The following is a 19701-nucleotide window of genomic DNA, read 5'->3' on the forward strand; positions in this document are numbered from 1 at the left end:
AAGTGGTGGCGCCTTTACGGAGCAGTCAGTCCACCGGACTGATTTCTGATCCCGCTTCGATCCGATAACGACATGCGGCAAAACAAAAATAGAGCGAGCGCTGTGGGTAAGATTACATGCAACACGCTCTGGTTTTGAAATCCGCTAACGGAAGACTGCTATGGCTCGCCCTGACATCGCTGCGCGCGAGACGCCAGCAACACCGCTGCTTGAAGCGCGTTCAATAACCAAATCCTTTCTCGGCGTAACCGCTCTCGACGATGTCGATTTCGTTCTCAATGACGGCGAGATTCATGCCCTTCTGGGCGAAAACGGCGCGGGAAAATCAACACTCATCAAGATATTGACCGGCGCCTATCATGGCTTTGACGGTTCGGTTTTGCTTGATGGGCAAGCAATAGCTCCGGCTTCCGTTTCAGAAGCGCAGACACTTGGTATCGGCACGGTCTATCAGGAAGTCAATCTTCTGGAGAATCTGACAGTCGCCGAAAATCTGTTCCTCGGTCGTCAGCCTCAACGTCTCGGTTTCATCGACCGTCGCCGCATGGAGAAAGATGCAAGCACCCTGCTAGCCCGATACGGGCTCAGAATCGATGTTGGCGCGCCTTTGTCAGCCTATTCGGTCGCGATCCGGCAGATTATTGCGATCGCACGCGCCGTCGATGTTTCCGGCAAGGTGCTGGTGCTGGATGAGCCGACCGCCAGTCTTGATGCCCGCGAAGTTGAAATGCTGTTTGGCGTGCTGCGTCAGCTTAAAGCAGAAGGCCTGGGAATCATCATCATCACGCATTTTCTGGATCAGGTCTATGCCATTGCCGATTGCGCCACTGTGTTACGCAATGGTCGTCTGGTTGGCAGTCGTGACCTCGCAGAATTGCCACGAACCGATCTTATTTCAATGATGCTCGGGCATCAGTTGCAGGAAACGGCGCGCCGTAGTCGAACCGAGGAAGTCAACGATCACGCAACAGCGCCCATCCGTTTTTCGGGCTTTGGGAAAAAAGGCAGCGTTGCGCCTTTTGATCTCACCATCAAACCGGGCGAGGCGGTTGGCATTGCCGGACTGCTCGGCTCTGGTCGTACGGAAACTGCGCTCCTTATGTTCGGCGTCGATCAGGCAGACAGCGGCACACTTATGGTAGACAACAAGGAAACAAAGCTGCCCTCGCCCGTTGCAGCCATTTCCGAACGGTTCGCCTTCTGCCCGGAGGAACGCAAGACCGACGGTATCATCGGTGATTTTTCCGTAGCGGAGAACATTGCACTCGCCATACAGGCAAAACGCGGCTGGTCGAAACCGATTACTGCGCGCGAAAAGACGGCGCTTGCCCAGCGCTATATCAAAGCGCTCGATATTCGTCCGCCTGATCCCGACAAACCGATCAAATTCCTGTCGGGCGGCAACCAGCAGAAGGCCATTCTGGCGCGCTGGCTGGCAACCGATCCACGCCTGCTGATCCTTGACGAACCGACACGCGGTATCGACATCGGTGCCCATGCGGAAATTCTCAAACTCATCGGCGAACTCTGCACCGAAGGCATGTCCTTGGTAATTATTTCCTCAGAGTTTGAAGAGCTTGCCGCCGTTGCCAACCGCGTTGTCGTGCTTTCAGACCGCCGCCATGTAGCTGAACTCAAAGGCGAAGAAATCACTGCCGACAATATCGTGCGAGCCATCGCCGAGACCGGAAGCGAAAAGGAAGCTGTCGCATGATCGCCCGCATGGCCAAGAAACTTAAAAGACTGAGCCCCCAATTGGCAGCCCTTGCGTTGATTCTGGCCACAAACACCATCATCGCACCGGGTTTTCTGGACATTTCATTTCAGAACGGACGGCTTTACGGAAGTCTGATCGATATTCTGGTGCGCGCGGCCCCTGTCGCCATTCTCGCGATTGGCATGACACTGGTGATCGCCACACGCGGTATCGATCTGTCGGTCGGCGCGGTTATGGCAATCAGCGGCGCAACTGCTGCCTCGCTCATCGTTGCTGGCTATCCACTGGCCATCGTCATACCCGTAGCACTCGGCACCGGTCTGGTCTGCGGATTGTGGAACGGCTTTCTTGTGGCCGCTTTCGATATCCAACCCATCATCGCCACGCTGATATTGATGGTCGCGGGACGCGGGATCGCACAGCTTGTCACCGAAGGCGCAATCCTCACCTTCAACAATGATTCCTTTGCAACTCTTGGCTCCGGTTCGTTTCTTGGCATACCGGTCCCAGTACTGATCTGGATATTTGCGGGCCTTGTTGTCGGGATTGCCGTGCGCTCGACAGCGCTTGGCTTTCTGATTGAAGCAACCGGCATCAACCGCCGCGCTGCCATGCTGGCAGGCGTTAAAGCCCGCTTTCTCCTGTTCAGCGTCTATGCGGTTTCAGGCGTTTGCGCAGCGCTTGCCGGGCTGATTGCCACGGCAGATATTCGCGGGGCAGATGCCAACAATGCCGGTCTATGGCTTGAGCTTGATGCCATTCTGGCCGTCGTCATCGGCGGCACCTCGCTGAATGGCGGACGCTTCTCGATCATGGCCTCGTTGCTTGGCGCGCTGATCATCCAGTCGATCAATACCGGCATTCTCATGGCTGGCTTTCCGCCGGAGTTCAACCTCATTATCAAGGCAGGCATTATCGTGATTGTTTTGACGTTCCAATCGCCAGCAATCGTCAGTTTCCTCACCTTCCTGCGCGCTGAACGCAAAACTGGCAGCACGAACACCCCCCAGAAAAGCCAACAGGGGGCACGGCAATGAGAGTGCTTCGCAATCTGCCTTTCGTCACAACCGTCGCGATTTTCCTACTCGCTTATGCAATCTGTGTCGTCCAGTTTCCCAGTATGCTTTCTACGCGGGTGATTGGTAATCTTTTGACAGACAATGCCTTTCTTGGCATCGCAGCCGTTGGCATGACCTTCGTGATCATTTCAGGCGGCATCGACCTTTCGGTCGGGTCGGTCATTGCCTTTACCAGTGTCTTTGTGGCAGTGCTTGTCGGACAATTGGGCGTGCATCCGCTGATGGCTTTTAGCCTCGTTCTGATCATCGCCGCCCTGTTTGGCGCTTGGATGGGAATGATGATCCATTTCCTGAGCATTCCGCCCTTTGTGGCAACACTGGCGGGGATGTTTCTGGCGCGCGGTGCAGCTTTTCTGATCTCGACGCAATCCGTACCGATTTCGCATCCGTTCATCGATACATTGCAAGGCTTTTACTTCCGGCTTCCAGGTGGCGGCAGGCTGACCTTTGTTGCCATGCTGATGCTGGCGGTCTTCATCATCGGCGGTATCATTGCACACCGCACCCGCTTTGGTGCCAATATCTATGCACTTGGCGGCAATGCACAGTCGGCAGAACTGATGGGCGTTCCGATTGGCAGAACCACAATCGGCATCTATACAATGTCCGGCGTGCTTTCTGGACTGGCAGGGATCGTCTACACGCTCTACACATCGTCGGGCTATTCGCTGGCAACTGTTGGTGTCGAACTTGATGCCATTGCGTCGGTGGTAATCGGCGGCACATTGCTGACAGGCGGCGCGGGTCTGGTTGCAGGCACATTCGTCGGGATTCTGATACAGGGCCTGATACAGACCTATATCGTTTTCGATGGCACCCTCTCTTCGTGGTGGACAAAAATCGCAATCGGTATCTTGCTGTTCCTGTTCATTGCGCTACAGCGAGGACTCGTATGGTTTTCCGATATAAGACTCGCGCGCCAACGCATGAAGGAGGCCTGAATTGGGATTACTGGAAACGGCCATAACCGGACGCAAGCGGCATAACAGTCACGCCGTTGTCGTGGGTGAGCTGGGCCGCGGCATTGTCGCAGGCACCATTCCCGAGGGTTCGATCCTTCCGGGAGACAATGAATTGTCACTTCGTTTTGGCGTTTCTCGTACTGTTCTGCGCGAGGCAATGAAAACCCTTGCCGCAAAGCGTCTCATTGAACCCAAAGCAAAGGTCGGCACCCGCGTTTTGGGCGCGAGTTCATGGAACTTCTTCGATCCTGATGTTCTGACATGGCGTTTTGAGGCAGGCTTTGATGAAGTCTTTGTCGATCATCTGGCTGAAATGCGCATGGCGCTTGAACCCGCTGCGGCTGCAGCTGCGGCAAAAAATGCGACCAGCGAAGAGCTCGTTGAACTTTACGCTTTGGCTGCAAAATTCGACGATCCAAAACATACGCCAGAATCCATTGCCAAAGTGGATCTGGAGTTTCATCTGGCAATTGCGCGCATGTCCGGCAATCCGTTCATGCGCTCGGTGAGCGGATTGATCGAAGCAGCCCTTGCCATCTCGTTTCAGCTCTCATCCCCCGCAAGTTCACCCGAAGGCATCGCGGAATGCGCGGCCAATCACCTGCGCATTGCCCACGCCATTGCGTCGCGCGATCCACAGAAAGCACGCGCCGCGATGGAAAGCGTCATCACAGTTGGTGTCGAACGCATTCGCGAAGAGATTTAACACCAAGGATCGTGAGCATGGCTCATAGAGTCTTGGTATAAATCTCAACAGACCCTAAAGCATGTCGCAGCTAAATGGGTTAATTTAGCGCTCGCGAACATGCGACAATGAAAAGAATCTCGAGCGAGCGCTATGGGTAGGATTAAGCGCGACACGGCCTAAGAAATCTTGAGATCAAACTGCGGATCACCTTGCAGCGTATTGCTGACTGTGCAGATTTCTTTCGCCATTTCGGCGAGGCGTTGCTTTTCATCGTCGCTCAGATCACCCTCGAAATGGAAGCCTATGTCGAACCGTTCGATACGCGATGGACCTTCATGCGCCTTTTCCCCTTTTACCTCCACCCTTACATCGGTCAGCTTGTCGCGCAGTGCGAGTTTGATCGCAGCGGCACGCACGCTAAGCGCCATGCAGGCGGCAACCGATGCATAGATCAGATCGAGCGGGTTAAAACCCGGCTGACTAACGCTGGTGACAATTTCCACCGAACCGCCTGTCGGCGTTGTAATCGTCGGCAACTTGCCTTGCGGCATTTCGGCGACCGCACCTGTTTCGCGGGTTCTTACTTTCAGTTCACTCATTCCTGAATTCTCCTGTAGTCCACATGCCGTGCCAGCCAGCAGCCGACGGTCATGCCTGTTATCCCGCCTTTGGCGTCACGCCGGAAGACAAGTTTCCATTCGCCCGGCGACGGCGCATCCATTGAGCGCTGCACCGGCAGCAGCCAGACATCCGGTCCTGCCGCATAGAGCGAATACATATCGCTCTTGCCGAGAAATCCTTCAAAGGCTCCGTAAAAAGAACCGCCCTCATTGACGATCAGAAGATCGGCATCGAGTTCCTCGCAGCGGTAAAGCCCCGCAATATCCTGTTGTGCCGCACCTCTCAGACGCTGCATCGTCAGGCTAAGATTTTCATCCTCACGCACCAAATGGATCGTATCGCCATCGCGGTGGATCGTAGTCATCGAGGAACACGCCTCGTTCTCACCCACTAAGTCCATGATTTCCGGGCCTGTGCCGAAGCGCGCTTTGATGCGTCCCCGGCCTGCATCTTCGAGACTCAGCACCAGACCGGTTTCACAGTCCAGCCATGAACCAAACCATGCGGCATCCGATTCCACCCGAACTGGTTCCGATGTTGGAGCACCCAGCGCAATATTCATCAGTTTTAAGGCGGCGTCGGACGCCCCGCCTTCAAAATTGAACATAACGATTGTCGAAATCCGTTCATCGGCGCAATGCCAACGCTGACAACGCCAGCCGCGCAAAGCACCGCCATGACCGGTCAGCCTTTTGCCACCCGCTTCCTCGAACTTGAGGCCAAGGCCGTAGGGAGCCGTGTTACCATTGCTGAAAGTCTGTGGGCCGCTCAGGCGACGATAGAGTCCATTTTCGTCGTCGCGGGTCGCATCAATGAACTGTTCCCAGGCAATCATATCGTCCAGCGACGCGCAGATGCCGGCATCACCCATCCAGTGAATGCGATTAACAGCAGGCAGAAAGCCGCGCACTGTGTCGCCTTCATAGCCGGTGCATTCGCTAAACAGCGCGGTATCGGGGATAAGCTCCGCCGTTTTCATGCCCGCTGGTGTGAAAATGCGCTCCGACAGAAGTTCGATCAACGTTCGGCCTGTATGCTGCTCGATCAAATCAGCCAGAATGCGGAAATTGCCGTTGCAATAGGAATAATGCGTGCCGGGTGCAAAATGCGTGGTGCTCAGGCGGCGCAGCAAACTTTGTGCCTGTTCGGGCAGAAAGACGCCTTCCGGATCCGCCCCGCACAGAACCGTCAGCGCCCAGTAATCGCGCAAGCCCGACTGGTTGTTGCACAGATCGCGCACACTGGGCCGCTCTTCCACAAACTTGTCGAGATAGGCGGCCAGCGCATCGTCCAGAAGTTCCGGCTCGCCAACGCTGTTGAGCAGAACGGCGCAGGTAAACTGCTTGCTAACCGAACAGATCGGCATGCGCGTCTCTGGCGTCATCACCTTGCGCGCGGAGAGATCGGCAAAGCCCCAAGCGTGGCGCAGCAGGACCTTGCCATCCTTCACCACCGCGACCGCACCGCCCGGTCCCTTATAATGCTGCGGAATGGTGCGAACGAAGGCTTCAAGCGCGGAAAGATCGAATTTTGACATGATGGCTCAGGCGACTCAGATGAAATCAGGAGCCGCCACGAGGCATCATTTTGTCCGTTCGATCAAGGCCATGGCCGCATGCGGATTATGCGCCTTATAGCCGCTGATGACATAGAGATAGACATCGCGGGCGATATGATCAGCAATGGGCGGAGTGACGGTTTTCAATCCTTCTGCAAGCTCTCCAACAGCAACGGCCTCAGCGCGCGCTGCCCACTGGTCCAGCAGGTCCTCGCTGTAGCCGAGCGGTTCACCCTCCTTGGTTCCCATGATGCGGAAATAAGCGAAAGATGCGGTCATATCGGCAAATTGCGGAAAGTCACTGTCGCCCGCAATCACCACTGCCACCCCATATTCACGCAGCAGCGCAATGAAGTCCGGTGTATTGAAACTGTCATGGCGCACTTCAACGGCATGACGAAGGTCTCGCCCATCGACACGCTTTGGCAAAAGCTTCAAAAAGGCTTCAAAATCTACCGGATCGAACTTCTTCGTTCCCATGAATTGCCAGTTGACCACACCGAGCTTCTCCTTCAGCTCCATCATGCCGCCGGTCATGAATTTCTCAATGCTCTCGCCTGCATCTGCCAGCACGCGGCGATTGGTTGAAAAGCGTGGCGCTTTAAGTGAAAACACGAAATCGTCAGGTGTCTCATCATGCCACTTCGCGAAAGTCGCAGGCTTCTGTGGGCCATAGTAGGTGCTGTTGATTTCGATGGAGGTCAGCTTGTTGGAGGCATATTCCAGCTGACGCTTCTTCGGCAGTTTTTCCGGGTAAAAGCTCTTGTCCCACGGTTCATAGGCCCACCCGCCGATACCGACGAGGATTTTGCCCGTGTTTTCCCTGGTCATCGCCATTCCTCCATACCGGTGCATCATGAGTTCATACAGTTTGGTCATGATGTTTAATCTGTATTCGCGCCGCTGGCTATGTTCATATCAGCTTGCTTGACTGGGAGGAGAAGCAAGCGGCAGAAACCAAAGCTTTGTCGCGAAACTAAACAGGCCCGGTGCACCTGTCGGCCAATTGGGTGCGTCTGACCATAAGTTCCCGTTCCCCCAACACATGGATTGCCCGGATTTTCGGGACGATCTTTTTGAGAAGAGGCGGATAAACCGTCCTTGCAAGGTGAGCCCAAAGGCAAGCCAGACATGGTGAGATTGAGGAAATGCATACAATGACGAGCAAACCCAATGCCCGTACCGGAGGCCAGATTTTGGTGGATGCGCTGCGCATCCATGGGGCCGACCGCGTCTTCTGTGTACCCGGCGAGAGCTATCTCGCCGCGCTTGACGCCTTTCATGATGCCAGCGACGCGATTGACCTGATCGTCTGCCGGCAGGAAGGCGGCGCGGCCTATATGGCGGAAGCCTATGGCAAGCTGACCGGCAAGCCCGGCATCTGCTTCGTCACGCGCGGCCCGGGTGCGACCAACGCCTCGGTCGGCGTGCACACGGCCTTCCAGGATTCAACCCCGATGTTGCTCTTCATTGGCCAGGTCGCCAGTGATCAGGTCGAGCGTGAGGCATTTCAGGAAATCGATTATCGCCGCATGTTCGGCCAGATGGCAAAATGGGTCGTTCAGATCGACGACGCCGCCCGCATTCCCGAACTCGTCAGCCAGGCCTTTCACCGCGCCGTAAACGGACGTCCCGGCCCGGTCGTGATCGCCCTGCCGGAAGACATGCTGACATCCTATGCCGCCGTCAGCGATGCGCCGGCCTATAAGCGGGTCCAGATGCATCCAGGCGCCGACCAGTTGCAGGACATGCAGGCGCAGCTTGCTAAAGCCGAGCGGCCTTTGGTGATTGTCGGCGGCGGCGGCTGGGATACCAACGCCGTGCGCGACTTGCAGAAATTCGCCGAAAACATGCATCTGCCGGTTGCGGCATCCTTCCGCTGCCAGGATATGTTCGACAACGCCCACCCGCTTTATGCGGGCGAAATGGGAACCTCGATCAGCCCCAAACTGGCGCAGCGCGTGCGCGATGCCGACCTACTGATCGTGGTTGGCGCGCGCCTCGGTGAAATGACGACGCAGGGCTACGAACTCGTCTCCATTCCGGTGCCGCAGCAAAAGCTCGTCCATATCCATCCGGGCGCAGAAGAACTGGGCCGCGTCTATCATGCTGACGTTCCGGTCAATGCTTCCATGCCTGCCTTCTGTGCGGCGGCGGCAAAGCTTGCACCGGTTGCCGATCCACGCTGGAAGGCATGGACCGACAGCGCCAATGCCGATTACCGCGACAACATCAAGTCGCCGGCCATCCCCGGCGATGTGCAGATGGGCGAAGTGATGGAATGGCTGCGCGCTCATCTGCCAGCCGATGCCATCATCACCAATGGCGCGGGCAATTATTCCGCCTGGCCGCATCGCTTCTATCAGTACCGTACCTATCGCAGCCAGCTTGCGCCAACCAATGGTTCCATGGGCTATGGCGTACCGGCTGCGGTTGCAGCCAAGCTGACCGCGCCAGAACGCACGGTCGTCGCCTTTGCGGGCGACGGCTGTTTTCTCATGAACGGGCAGGAACTGGCGACAGCCGCGCAATACGGGGCCAATGCCATCTTCATCGTCGTGAACAATGGCATGTATGGCACGATCCGCATGCATCAGGAGCGCACTTATCCGGGTCGCGTTTCGGGCACCGGCCTTGCCAATCCTGACTTTGCAGCACTTGCTCGCGCCTATGGCCTGCATGGCGAAGTGGTGGAGAAGACCTCTGATTTCGCGCCTGCCTTCGAGGCTTGCGAAAAATCCGGCAAGCCGAGCCTCATCGAAATCCGCATCGATCCAGAAGCCCTTTCACCAAAGATGAGCCTCAGCCAGATGCGCGAGCAGGGCCTGGCCAAACAGAAGTAAATGCAAAAAAGCCCCGGTTTCCCGGGGCTTTTCCATCCACGATCTGTTCGTATTTACTTTACCGGCGGAGCGTACATCAGTCCGCCCTTGTTCCACAATGCATTGATGCCACGGTCGATTTTGAGCAGGCTGCCCTTACCGATGGTGCGTTCAAACATTTCGCCATAGTTGCCAATCTTGGAGACAACATTGTAGGCCCATTTCGGCTCCAGGCCGAGCTGCTGGCCGCTATCGCCTTCCGACCCGAGGAAACGGCGTACATCTGGCTTGTTGGAGTTGAGATCGGCTTCTGCCGAGGCTTGCGTCACCCCGAGCTCTTCTGCCTCAACCAATGCAAACAAGGTCCAGCGAACGATGTTGAACCATCTGTCATCGCCCTGACGGACAGCGGGACCAAGCGGTTCCTTGGAAATTACCTCCGGCAGAACGGTATAAGCGTCGGGTTCGGCCAGCTTGAGACGTTGCGCATAAAGTGCGGACGCATCGGTCGTATAAACATCGCAGCGCCCCGTCTCAAACGCTTTCAGAATACCATCGGCGGAATCAATGACGACCGGCTCATACTTGATTGTGTTGGCGCTAAAATAATCGGCGGCGTTCTGTTCCGTGGTGGTGCCTTGTTCGGTGCAGACCGACGCACCATCGAGCTTCAGGGCGCTATCGATGCCCAGATCCTTGCGGATCATGAAGCCCTGACCGTCATAATAGGCCGTACCGACGAAATGGATGCCCATGCCCGCATCACGCGAAAGCGTCCAGGTTGTCTGGCGCGAAAGCACATCAACAGTGCCGGATTGCAAGGCGGTAAAACGTTCCTTGGTCGAAAGCGGAATGAAACTCACCTTGTCCGGATCGCCGAAGACCGCCGCTGATACCGCGCGGCAAAACTCAATATCGAAGCCGGTCCATTTGCCCTGATCGTCTGGCGACGAAAAGCCTGCAACACCCTGACTGACGCCGCAATTGATCTTGCCACGTTCCTTCACGGTCGAAAGCGTATCCGCCTGCGCCCCACCTTGAGCCGACATGGCAAAGCCCGCCGCCACCAACGAACCCAAAAGAATATTTTTCATTTTCTCTCCTCCCAGAATTTCAGCTTAGAATTTTGAAAAAGCCAATCCGTTGCCCGGCGGCATGCCGCCGGGCTTGTTGTAATTCCCACTCACTCAGAGCATTTCCAGCAAAAGTGCGAAGCGGTTTTGCGTGGGACAATGCGGAAAAACAAACCTATAGAGCGGTTCCCACGACTCCGTTTCCATCGGAACCGCTCTACAACTACTTCAGCGCAGCCGCGAAGCTATCCTCCAGAACGCTCAAAAGATGATCGGCATTGGCGCGTGTAAAGATCATTGGGGGACGCATTTTCAGCACATTGTCAAACGGGCCTTCGGTCCCCATCAAGATGCCGCGTTCGCGCGCGCCATCATTGATCTTTTTGGCCAGCGCTGTTGCCGGTTCCTTGGTCTTCCGATCAGTGACCAGTTCGATACCGAGAAACAGCCCCTGCCCGCGCACATCACCAATGATATCGAAACGCTTCTGCATCGAACGGAACCCGTCGATGAGATAGTTGCCGATATTGAGCGCGTTGCGCCGCAGATCGTTACGTTCAATCACATCCAGTACTGCCAGACCTGCCGCGCAGGAAACCGGATTGCCGCCGAATGTATTGAAATATTCCATGCCATTGTTGAAGCTGTTGGCTATTTCGCGGGTCGTTACCACAGCCGACATAGGATGGCCGTTGCCGATGGGCTTGCCCATGGTAACGATATCCGGCACTACATCCTGCATTTCAAACGCCCACCAGTGGCTGCCGACACGGCCGAAGCCAACCTGCACCTCATCCGCGATACAGACGCCACCCGCCGCCCGCACCATAGCGTAGACTTCCTGCAGATAGCCTTCTGGCAGGAAGACCTGACCGGCAACGCTCGGGATCGACTCGGCAATGAAATAAGCCGGACCGCGCCCGAGGCTATTGATGGCTTCGATCTGCTCGGCAATGCTTTCGGCAAAGCGCTTGCCATGTTCAGCCAGCGGCCAAGTTTCCGGCGCGCGGTAGCTGTCGGGGATGGTGGCCTCAAACACATGGTCCGGACGTCCCTTACCGCCCTTGCGCTTGTATTTATAGGGGCTGAGATCGATCAGCTCCTGCGTCGTGCCATGATAAGCCCAATCGAGCACCAGCGCGTCGCGCTGGCCCGAATGCGCGCGCGCCATGCGCAGCGCCAGACTGTTCGCTTCGCTGCCCGAACAGGCAAAAGAGGCCACCGTCAAACCTTCCGGCAAGGTTGCCGTCAGACGCTCGGCATAGGAAATGATGTTGTCGTGCAGATAGCGCGTATTGGTGTTGAGGATCGCAGCCTGCCTGGCAATCGCTTCTACCACTTGCGGATGAGCATGGCCGAGATGGCAGACATTGTTGAAACAATCGAGATAGGCGCGGCCCCGATTATCGATCAGCCATGCCCCTTCGCCGCGCACGAACTTGATCGGCTCGGAATAGGAGATGGAGAGGTTCGGTAGCAGAATGTCCTTGCGGGCGCTGACGATTTCGGCGCGCGTACGTCCGGTCTGGTGGAAGGCTTCTGCTGGAATATCGGCAAGGACTGCGGCATCCGGGAAAATATCAGCCCAGACATCGAGATAGGCATGTTCGCCGACGCCCAGAATTTCCGCTGCCGAGAGGCCAGTGTCGGTCGAAATCTGGAAATGGAGATGCGGCGTCCAGCCACCATTCTCGTGTATGTCGCCCATAGGGCCGACGAGATCACCGGCGGCAAGCTTTTGCCCCGGCCTCAGCCGGGCAACAGCTTCATGCGCCATGTGGCCCCAGAGTGTGATGAAAGGCGGGCAGCCTTCCGGCTGATGTTCCAGCGCGATCAGCCCGCCATAGCCGAGCGGCGCCGTCTCGATCTCGACGCTCTTCACAGTTGCTGCAAGCGGCGTGTAGACGGGCGTGCCTGCGGGCATGAACAGGTCAAGCCCCAGATGGTGAACACGCCGCTCGCCTTCGATAAAGCGGGAACGGAACGCCTCATCGGTATAGACCGTACGCTTTTCGCCCCACGGGCCGATGCCGAGTTGCACATGATTGCGGGCGCAGAAGTCGTCCCACCACGCAGTCGCTTCCTTCGGGCGCTGTTCGGCGGAATCGACCGTCATCACATGGACCGGATCGCCATAAGGCACCAGCGCCTTGGTCATGGTCGCCGGATGCGGGTGAACGATCGGGGCAAAGTTCTTTCGGTTGGCGCTGATCCAGTCACGCACCGCACCCGCACCGTCGACAGCATCGAAGCCACACGCTTTACGCAAGATGGCGGTCGCAAAGCGCGGGTTCATGGCATCAAGCTTATGCAGAAGCCGCCATGCAGGCGCTTCGCTAATCGCAAGATAAGGATTGTCGCCGGTCTTTTCGCGACGCGAAGCCGACAGCGTGACGCTTGTGACGAGACGCATCGCGATCAGATCGAATATGAGATCGACTTCCTGCGGCAGAAGCGGATATTCTTCGTGGAAACCGGCCGCAAGAGCTGCGGCAGCACCAATTGGATCGTCCATATCCAAGATGGAATAGGCAGCGGCAATCGCCACTTCAGCGACAAGAACGGTGTGAACCGCATCGCCGAAATCGATCAGCCCGGCGATACGCTCGTTGTCCTGTGGGTCGACCAGCACATTCCAGTCATTGGCGTCACTGTGGATCACCTGCGCGCGCTGGAGCGGCAGCTTCGGCGCGACATCACGCTCGAAACGGACAAGGAAGCGCTCGACGACAGCGCGGTCCTCTGGGGCGTCGATGAAATGCAAACGGTCGCGCGCGCGCCCTGCATGACGCAGATCCCAGTCGAAATCGCGCAAGGCGCCCGGATGAATGAAGCCCTGCAAGGCGCGGTCCAGTTGTCCCAGTGTGCCGCCCAGATTGTGCATCAGCCTGCTGGTACGCTTGACCTCGGCCAGTGGTGTGCCGGGAAGCCAGCTCGCCACCCGCAGCGCATGAGGTTGGCCCGCTCCCTTTTCGGCAGAGGCCAGCACGTCCCCTGACAAACTGGCCTTCAGGCGTGGCACGGCAAGCGTCGGATCGGCCATGGCCAGATGTTGCAAGAGCGCTGTCTGGAACTCGCTTTCAACACGCGGTTCGCTGGCATTCACGACCTTCAGAATCCAATCTCCCGATCCATTGCCCGTTTTCAGCCTGAAATTGCGATCACGCTCGCTGTCGAGTGCCGAGGCAATCGCTGTCACGCCGAAGTGAAGCTGGGCCAGAACTTCAGCCTCTTGCGGAGAAAAATCGGGAGCGGGATGCGAAATGTCGGTCATGGGAAGCGCTTCACGGGTTGAATCTGACTGGGAAGTAACAGGATGAGCTTGGCACGTCCGCTAATTTCAGGCATCAGACAAGGCGTCGGTCAGACCGGCACTTTGCCGGAATGGACCGGCACATTAACGGCAGAACGAAAGAACCGACCATGCGGGAACTGGATGCGAAGGATCGTGAGATACTAGCCATTCTCTCCAAGGAAGCGCGCATTCCGCTGAAAACGCTGGCAGGGCGCATCGGTCTTTCGCGCAGTGCAACCGGAGAGCGCGTCGCCAATCTTGAGAAGAGTGGTATCATTCGCGGCTACAGGGCGGATATCGGTCAGATCGACAAGAATGTTATCCGCGCCATGATTCTGGTCAGCCTCAAGCGCACCCCGGCGCTCGGTCTCCTCGATGAACTTGCACGTCATGCCGAAGTACGCCGGGTCTCGTCGGTGAGCGGCCAGCTCGATTTGATCGTCGAGGTTGAAGTCCCTTCCATAGACCGACTCAACAGCCTGCGCGATCTCATTGCCACTCATGAAACTGTAGAGGATCTCACTACGGCAATTGTGCTTCGCCGCGATATCGAGCGTGAAACCGTTTGAAAGCAAGCTCCACAACTTTAGTAGAAGTAGATACAATTTAAGGTAGACATTCTACCGCAAGTCAAGGATAACCGCCCTGGGTTGAAAAGGAGGAGGCATGAGGACGCTTAATCTATTCATTATCGGGTTCGGCTTTACCGCGCTCGTTATCACGTGCATTTTCGCCATCGGCGGCGGTACGATCTGATTGGCCTGACGGCAATCCCCCACTATATCATGCCTGCAGCAGGGATGCCCCGAGGAAGAATGCTGAAGATTCGCGTACAGCGCGGATCATGAATTCGCTCAGCACCCGGATTCGTGGTGCGGCCACCACATCAATGTGACAGCTCATCCAATATTCACGCACCAGATGCATTTCGCGCGGCAGAACCGGAACAAGTTCTGGATGCCGACTGGCGATGAAGTAAGGCAGCACGCACAGACCATAGCCGATCTGCGTGGCGATAAGCTGCGCATGAATACTGGAACTTTGATAGGTGCAGCGCTGCCCTGGTAGGATTTCACGCATGTAATCAAGGCCGGGCGTGAAAACCATGTCGTCGATGTAACCGATAAACGGATGCCGGGCCAATTCCTCGCGCTTCGTGATCGGCGGATGGCGCTCCAGATAATCCCGATGCCCATAGATAAAAAGACGATAAGACGTCAGCTTCTCACTGTGATATGGGCCAGCGCGCGGCATATGCAGCGTGATCGACAGTTCGGCCTCGCGGCGTGACAACGACATGATCTGCTGGATCGTCACCACTTCCACGAACAGGCTCGGATAGGATTGCGCCAATACCGGCAGGCGGTCGGCGAGAAAGAAATTGCCGAAACCTTCCAGCGTCGAAAGGCGCACGACACCCGATAGCGCCGCCAGATTGCCCGTAGCTTCGGTCTGGAATTTCATCGCCTCACGTTCCATGACTTCGGCAGACGCCACCAACCTCTCACCGATAGGCGTGAGCAGATAGCCCCGCGGATTGCGCTCGAAAAGCTTGGTTGCAAGCGCCTGCTCCAACCGGTCGATCCGACGCAGAACTGTGACATGGCTGGTGCGCAATTGCCGTGCAGCCGTGGAGAGCTGACCCGTGCGCGCGACCGCCAGAAAATATTGCAGATCGTCCCATGTAAACTGCCGCATGCGCCCCTCTCACACAACTGAAGTAACTTCCGCCGCCCCGCCTGTACATTTTTGAACAGACGGTGTTCAAAAATTGTTGTTCGTGTACGCATTTGTCAATGCTACCGTTCAAAAAAGCAACTCAGACAAATATCCAAACGGATTTGCGTCGAGTGTTGCGACAAGAGATCAATGCCCGGGCGGAGGAACGAATCGGGCGGAAGCAGAGGGAAAACAGCGAAGAGGAAGCTGTTTCCCAACTCGACAGACTGCTTCACTGGAGGATACCGGGCGGCGTTTCCGTTGCGGTTTATAGTGTTATTGGGAGGAGCACTTCATGAAATGTCTCGCACTTGCAACGGCAGCGCTTTTCGCCGCCACGGCTATCTCGTCGGCAGCGGAAATTTCCGACGGCAAGGTCAAGATTGGCATCCTGAACGATCAGTCCGGTGTCTACGCCGACTTCGGCGGTAAATGGTCATTCGAAGCTGCCAAGATGGCCGCTGAAGATTTCGGCGGCAAAGTGCTCGACGCACCGATTGAGATCATCACGGCCGACCACCAGAACAAGCCGGACGTGGCCTCGAACATTGCGCGCCAGTGGTACGACACCGAGCAGGTCGATTCCATCATGGAACTGACAACCTCATCGGTTGGCCTTGCCGTGCAGGCCCTGTCAAAAGACAAGAAAAAGATCACCATCAACACCGGCGCCGCCACATCGGAATTGACCGGCAAGCAGTGTACGCCTTATGGCTTCCACTGGGCCTATGACACCCACGCGCTCGCAGTCGGCACAGGCGGCTCACTCGTGCAGCAGGGCGGTGATACATGGTACTTCCTCACCGCCGATTATGCATTCGGTTATTCGCTGGAAGAGCAGACAAGCAAATTCGTCGAATCCAAGGGCGGCAAGGTGCTGGGTTCCGTGCGTCACCCGCTGGCAACCACCGACTATTCCTCCTTCCTGCTGCAAGCACAAGCCTCCGGCGCGAAGGTGGTCGGCCTTGCCAATGCGGGTCTCGATACGTCCAACGCGATCAAGCAAGCCGCTGAATTCGGCATTGTTGCCGGCGGGCAGCGTCTCGCCGCTCTGCTCTTTACCCTGTCGGAAGTGCACGGTCTCGGGCTTGAGGCGGCTCAGGGCCTGACACTGACCGAAGGTTTTTACTGGGATCGCGACGATGAATCGCGCGAATTCAGCAAGCGATTCTTTGACCGGACTGGCCGCATGCCAAACATGGTTCAGGCAGGCACCTATTCCGCCGTCACGCAGTATTTGAAGGCGATCAAGGAAGCCGGCACAGACGAGACCGAAGCCGTTGCCAAGAAGCTTCACGAAATGCCGGTCGAAGATGTCTTCGCCCGGGATGGCAAGGTCGGCGCCAACGGACGCATGATCTACGACATGTATCTGATGGAAGTGAAGAAGCCTGATGAAAGCAAGGCGCCTTGGGATTACTATAAGGTTCTCGCAACCATTCCTGGCGATCAGGCCTACATGAAGCCGGAAGAAAGCGGCTGCCCGCTTGTAACGCAGTAAAAGAGGCTGGTTGAATGAACACAGCAACTGGCAATATGACGGCCCTGCCTGACGCAGGGCCGCACGATGGCGGCTCATCCGGCGGCCGGACGGTTCTTTCTGCGCGCGGATTGGGCAAATCGTTTGGCGGCTTTCATGCGGTGAAAGACGTCGATCTTGATGTGGAACATGCCCGCGTTCACGCGCTGATCGGTCCGAATGGTGCAGGCAAGACGACCGTTTTCAACCTGCTCACCAAGTTCCTCCAGCCGACAAGCGGCGAGATTACACTGCTGGGAGAAACCATCACCAAGACCGATCCGGCCAGGGTGGCGCGGATGGGTCTGGTGCGCTCGTTCCAGATCTCGGCCACTTTTCCGCATCTGACGGTTCTGGAAAATGTGAAGGTCGCGCTTCAACGTCCGAGCGGTCTTGCAACACAGTTCTGGCGATCATTGTCCTCCCTTGACCGGCTTGATGCAAAGGCGGTTGAATTGCTGGAGCGCGTTGGTCTGGCCGATGCCCGTTATGCGCTGGCAGCCGATCTCTCTTATGGCCGCAAGCGTGCACTTGAAATCGCCACCACACTGGCTCTCGATCCGAAAGTGCTGCTGCTCGACGAGCCGATGGCAGGCATGGGACACGAAGACGTGCACATCATTGCCGCTCTCATCACAGATGTGGCGAAGGATCGCGCAGTGCTGATGGTCGAACACAATCTCAAGGTAGTGGCTGACATTGCCCACCACGTCACGGTGCTGCAACGCGGCGAAATTCTCGCCTCCGGCAATTATGCCACCGTCGCACAAGACGAACGCGTACGCACCGCCTATATGGGAACTGAACATGAATAGAGGCCAACCCCTGCTCTCGGTGCGTGGGCTCAATGCCTGGTATGGTGAAAGCCATGCCCTGCACGGTGTCGATCTCGACATCTGGCCCGGCGAAACCATCACGCTTTTAGGCCGCAACGGTGTTGGCAAGACGACAACGCTGCGCGCCATTATGGGCATCATCCGCAAGCGCACCGGCACCATCACGCTTGACGGCAAAGATATTCTGCGCGTGCCGCTGCATCGCATTGCCCGCGCGGGTCTTGGCTTTGTGCCGGAAGAACGCGGGATTTTTGCAACGCTCAACGTGCATGAGAACCTGCTCCTTCCACCGGTCGTCGGCAAAGGGGCGCAGGGGGCCCAGGGGGTAATGTCCTTGGAAGAGATTTACGAGCTCTTTCCCAATCTCTATGAGCGCCGCAACAGCCCCGGCACCAAGCTTTCGGGCGGTGAACAGCAGATGCTGGCGATTGCGCGCATTTTGCGCACCGGTGTTAAAATCCTGCTTCTAGATGAACCGACCGAAGGACTTGCCCCCGTCATCATCCAGCGCATCGGCGATGTACTGGTGGAACTCAAGAAACGCGGTATGACCGTGCTTCTTGTCGAGCAGAACTTCCGCTTTGCCGCCAAGGTCGCGGATCGGTTTTATCTGATGGATCATGGCGTGGTGACGGAAAACTTCCCCACCACGGAGCTGCCTGCGCGCATGGCAGAACTCAACGACGCACTGGGGGTCTGAAACAATGACTATGATCTTTGGCATCCCTTTGCAGGCGCTTTTCGGGCAATTGCTGGTCGGCCTCATCAACGGGTCTTTCTATGCCATGCTGAGCCTTGGCCTCGCCATCATCTTCGGGCTTCTGCGCATCATCAACTTTGCCCATGGCGCACAATATATGCTCGGCGCTTTTGTCGGCTATCTGCTGTTAAGCGGCCTTGGTATCGGCTATTGGCCAGCGCTTATTCTGGCTCCGCTGATTGTGGGGCTGGGCGGTGCCATCATTGAACGCGCTGCCCTTTCAAAACTCTATAACCTTGATCCGCTTTATGGCCTGCTGTTCACATTCGGCCTTGCGCTCGTGATCGAAGGCACGTTCCGCTATTATTACGGTGCTGCCGGTCAGCCTTATGCCGTGCCGCCATCACTTGCAGGTGGCAAGAATCTGGGCTTCATGTTCCTGCCGAACTATCGCGCATGGGTGGTGGTGGCTTCACTCATCATCTGCATCGGCACATGGCTGCTGATCGAAAAAACCAAGCTTGGCGCATACTTGCGTGCGGCAACCGAAAACCCCACACTGGTTAAGGCATTCGGCATCAATGTGCCGCTGCTTCTCACCTTCACCTATGCATTGGGCTCGGCGCTTGCCGGCTTCGCAGGCATTCTCGCTGCCCCCATCTATCAGGTCAGCCCGCTGATGGGGTCCAACATCATCATCGTGGTGTTTGCCGTGGTGGTGGTCGGCGGCATGGGTTCGATCCTCGGTGCCATCATCACCGGCTATGTGCTCGGGCTGGCCGAAGGTCTGACCAAGGTATTCTATCCTGAAGCGTCCAGCATCGTCATCTTCGTTATCATGGCTATCGTCCTTCTGGTGCGACCCGCAGGACTGTTCGGGAAGGAGGCCTGATATGGCTGATACTGTTCTTAAAGCAACGGCTGCGCCGCATCAGGCGAAAGCTCCGGCCCTCAACAGCCTCTCGACAGTCATTCTTGTTATCGCATTGATTGGACTGATCGCAGCACCCTTCATGGTTTACCCGATCTTCCTGATGAAGATGCTGTGTTTTGCGCTGTTTGCTTCGGCCTTCAATCTGTTGCTCGGCTATACCGGCATTCTGTCCTTTGGT

Annotated in this window: 16 protein-coding genes and 1 pseudogene; 11 read left to right on the forward strand and 6 right to left on the reverse strand. The window is 56.8% G+C overall.

What is annotated here, in order from left to right:
• The first annotated feature begins 160 nt into the window (after positions 1 to 160).
• The 4 genes from FJQ48_RS21550 to FJQ48_RS21565 are packed head-to-tail and all read left to right on the forward strand — an operon-like array spanning position 161 to position 4464.
• Entirely contained in the window at positions 161 to 1714 is a 1554-nt protein-coding gene (locus FJQ48_RS21550; protein WP_180350276.1) for a sugar ABC transporter ATP-binding protein, read from the forward strand.
• Entirely contained in the window at positions 1711 to 2754 is a 1044-nt protein-coding gene (locus tag FJQ48_RS21555; RefSeq protein ID WP_139976962.1) for an ABC transporter permease, read from the forward strand. Before FJQ48_RS21550 ends, FJQ48_RS21555 begins: the two co-directional genes overlap by 4 nt.
• Positions 2751 to 3737 (forward strand): galactofuranose ABC transporter, permease protein YjfF, encoded by a 987-nt coding sequence (gene yjfF / locus FJQ48_RS21560; protein ID WP_139976963.1) that lies wholly within the window; start codon positions 2751 to 2753, stop codon positions 3735 to 3737. Before FJQ48_RS21555 ends, yjfF begins: the two co-directional genes overlap by 4 nt.
• Position 3738: 1 nt before the next feature.
• On the forward strand, positions 3739 to 4464 hold the full coding sequence (locus tag FJQ48_RS21565) for a FadR/GntR family transcriptional regulator (protein ID WP_139976964.1): 726 nt from the start codon (positions 3739 to 3741) through the stop codon (positions 4462 to 4464).
• 158 nt (positions 4465 to 4622) lie between these two features.
• On the opposite strand, the gene FJQ48_RS21570 is transcribed toward FJQ48_RS21565, so the two are convergent.
• The 3 genes from FJQ48_RS21570 to FJQ48_RS21580 are packed head-to-tail and all read right to left on the reverse strand — an operon-like array spanning position 4623 to position 7456.
• On the reverse strand, positions 4623 to 5045 hold the full coding sequence (locus tag FJQ48_RS21570) for an OsmC family protein (RefSeq protein WP_139976965.1): 423 nt from the start codon (positions 5043 to 5045) through the stop codon (positions 4623 to 4625).
• Positions 5042 to 6604, reverse strand: coding sequence for a D-aminopeptidase (locus FJQ48_RS21575; RefSeq protein ID WP_139976966.1), 1563 nt, complete (start codon positions 6602 to 6604; stop codon positions 5042 to 5044). Before FJQ48_RS21575 ends, FJQ48_RS21570 begins: the two co-directional genes overlap by 4 nt.
• Before the next feature lie 45 nt (positions 6605 to 6649).
• Entirely contained in the window at positions 6650 to 7456 is an 807-nt protein-coding gene (locus FJQ48_RS21580; RefSeq protein WP_139976967.1) for a DUF72 domain-containing protein, read from the reverse strand.
• A 326-nt stretch (positions 7457 to 7782) separates the two neighbouring features.
• Here FJQ48_RS21580 and FJQ48_RS21585 point away from each other — a divergent pair, with 326 nt between their 5' ends.
• On the forward strand, positions 7783 to 9468 hold the full coding sequence (locus FJQ48_RS21585) for a thiamine pyrophosphate-binding protein (RefSeq protein ID WP_139976968.1): 1686 nt from the start codon (positions 7783 to 7785) through the stop codon (positions 9466 to 9468).
• Positions 9469 to 9521: 53 nt separating this feature from the next.
• Here FJQ48_RS21585 and FJQ48_RS21590 read toward each other — a convergent pair whose 3' ends face one another.
• Together FJQ48_RS21590 and FJQ48_RS21595 are read right to left on the reverse strand one after the other, a co-directional pair.
• Positions 9522 to 10541, reverse strand: a complete 1020-nt coding sequence (locus tag FJQ48_RS21590) for an amino acid ABC transporter substrate-binding protein (RefSeq protein ID WP_139976969.1) — start codon at positions 10539 to 10541, stop codon at positions 9522 to 9524.
• A gap of 202 nt (positions 10542 to 10743) precedes the next feature.
• Entirely contained in the window at positions 10744 to 13794 is a 3051-nt protein-coding gene (locus FJQ48_RS21595; protein WP_139976970.1) for an aminotransferase class III-fold pyridoxal phosphate-dependent enzyme, read from the reverse strand.
• Positions 13795 to 13943: 149 nt separating this feature from the next.
• Here FJQ48_RS21595 and FJQ48_RS21600 point away from each other — a divergent pair, with 149 nt between their 5' ends.
• A complete protein-coding gene (locus tag FJQ48_RS21600; protein WP_139976971.1) occupies positions 13944 to 14384 on the forward strand; it encodes an Lrp/AsnC family transcriptional regulator in 441 nt (146 codons plus the stop codon).
• A gap of 214 nt (positions 14385 to 14598) precedes the next feature.
• Here the strand turns inward: FJQ48_RS21600 and FJQ48_RS21605 are convergent, their stop codons facing one another.
• The gene (locus tag FJQ48_RS21605; protein WP_139976972.1) at positions 14599 to 15513 is read right to left on the reverse strand and encodes a LysR family transcriptional regulator; all 915 of its coding nucleotides are present in this window, start codon (positions 15511 to 15513) and stop codon (positions 14599 to 14601) included.
• A gap of 316 nt (positions 15514 to 15829) precedes the next feature.
• Here FJQ48_RS21605 and FJQ48_RS21610 point away from each other — a divergent pair, with 316 nt between their 5' ends.
• The 5 genes and pseudogenes from FJQ48_RS21610 to FJQ48_RS21630 form a co-directional block, all read left to right on the forward strand.
• On the forward strand, positions 15830 to 17035 hold the full coding sequence (locus FJQ48_RS21610; RefSeq protein WP_139976973.1) for an ABC transporter substrate-binding protein: 1206 nt from the start codon (positions 15830 to 15832) through the stop codon (positions 17033 to 17035).
• 14 nt (positions 17036 to 17049) lie between these two features.
• Positions 17050 to 17868, forward strand: coding sequence for an ABC transporter ATP-binding protein (locus FJQ48_RS21615; RefSeq protein ID WP_139976974.1), 819 nt, complete (start codon positions 17050 to 17052; stop codon positions 17866 to 17868).
• Positions 17861 to 18589, forward strand: coding sequence for an ABC transporter ATP-binding protein (locus tag FJQ48_RS21620; protein ID WP_139976660.1), 729 nt, complete (start codon positions 17861 to 17863; stop codon positions 18587 to 18589). Before FJQ48_RS21615 ends, FJQ48_RS21620 begins: the two co-directional genes overlap by 8 nt.
• Positions 18590 to 18593: 4 nt before the next feature.
• A complete protein-coding gene (locus FJQ48_RS21625; protein ID WP_139976661.1) occupies positions 18594 to 19481 on the forward strand; it encodes a branched-chain amino acid ABC transporter permease in 888 nt (295 codons plus the stop codon).
• 1 nt (position 19482) lies between these two features.
• Positions 19483 to 19701 (forward strand): annotated as a pseudogene (locus tag FJQ48_RS21630) (branched-chain amino acid ABC transporter permease); the annotation flags it as partial.

It is taken from the genome of Ochrobactrum sp. CGA5, assembly GCF_006345815.1.
GTDB lineage: Bacteria > Pseudomonadota > Alphaproteobacteria > Rhizobiales > Rhizobiaceae > Brucella.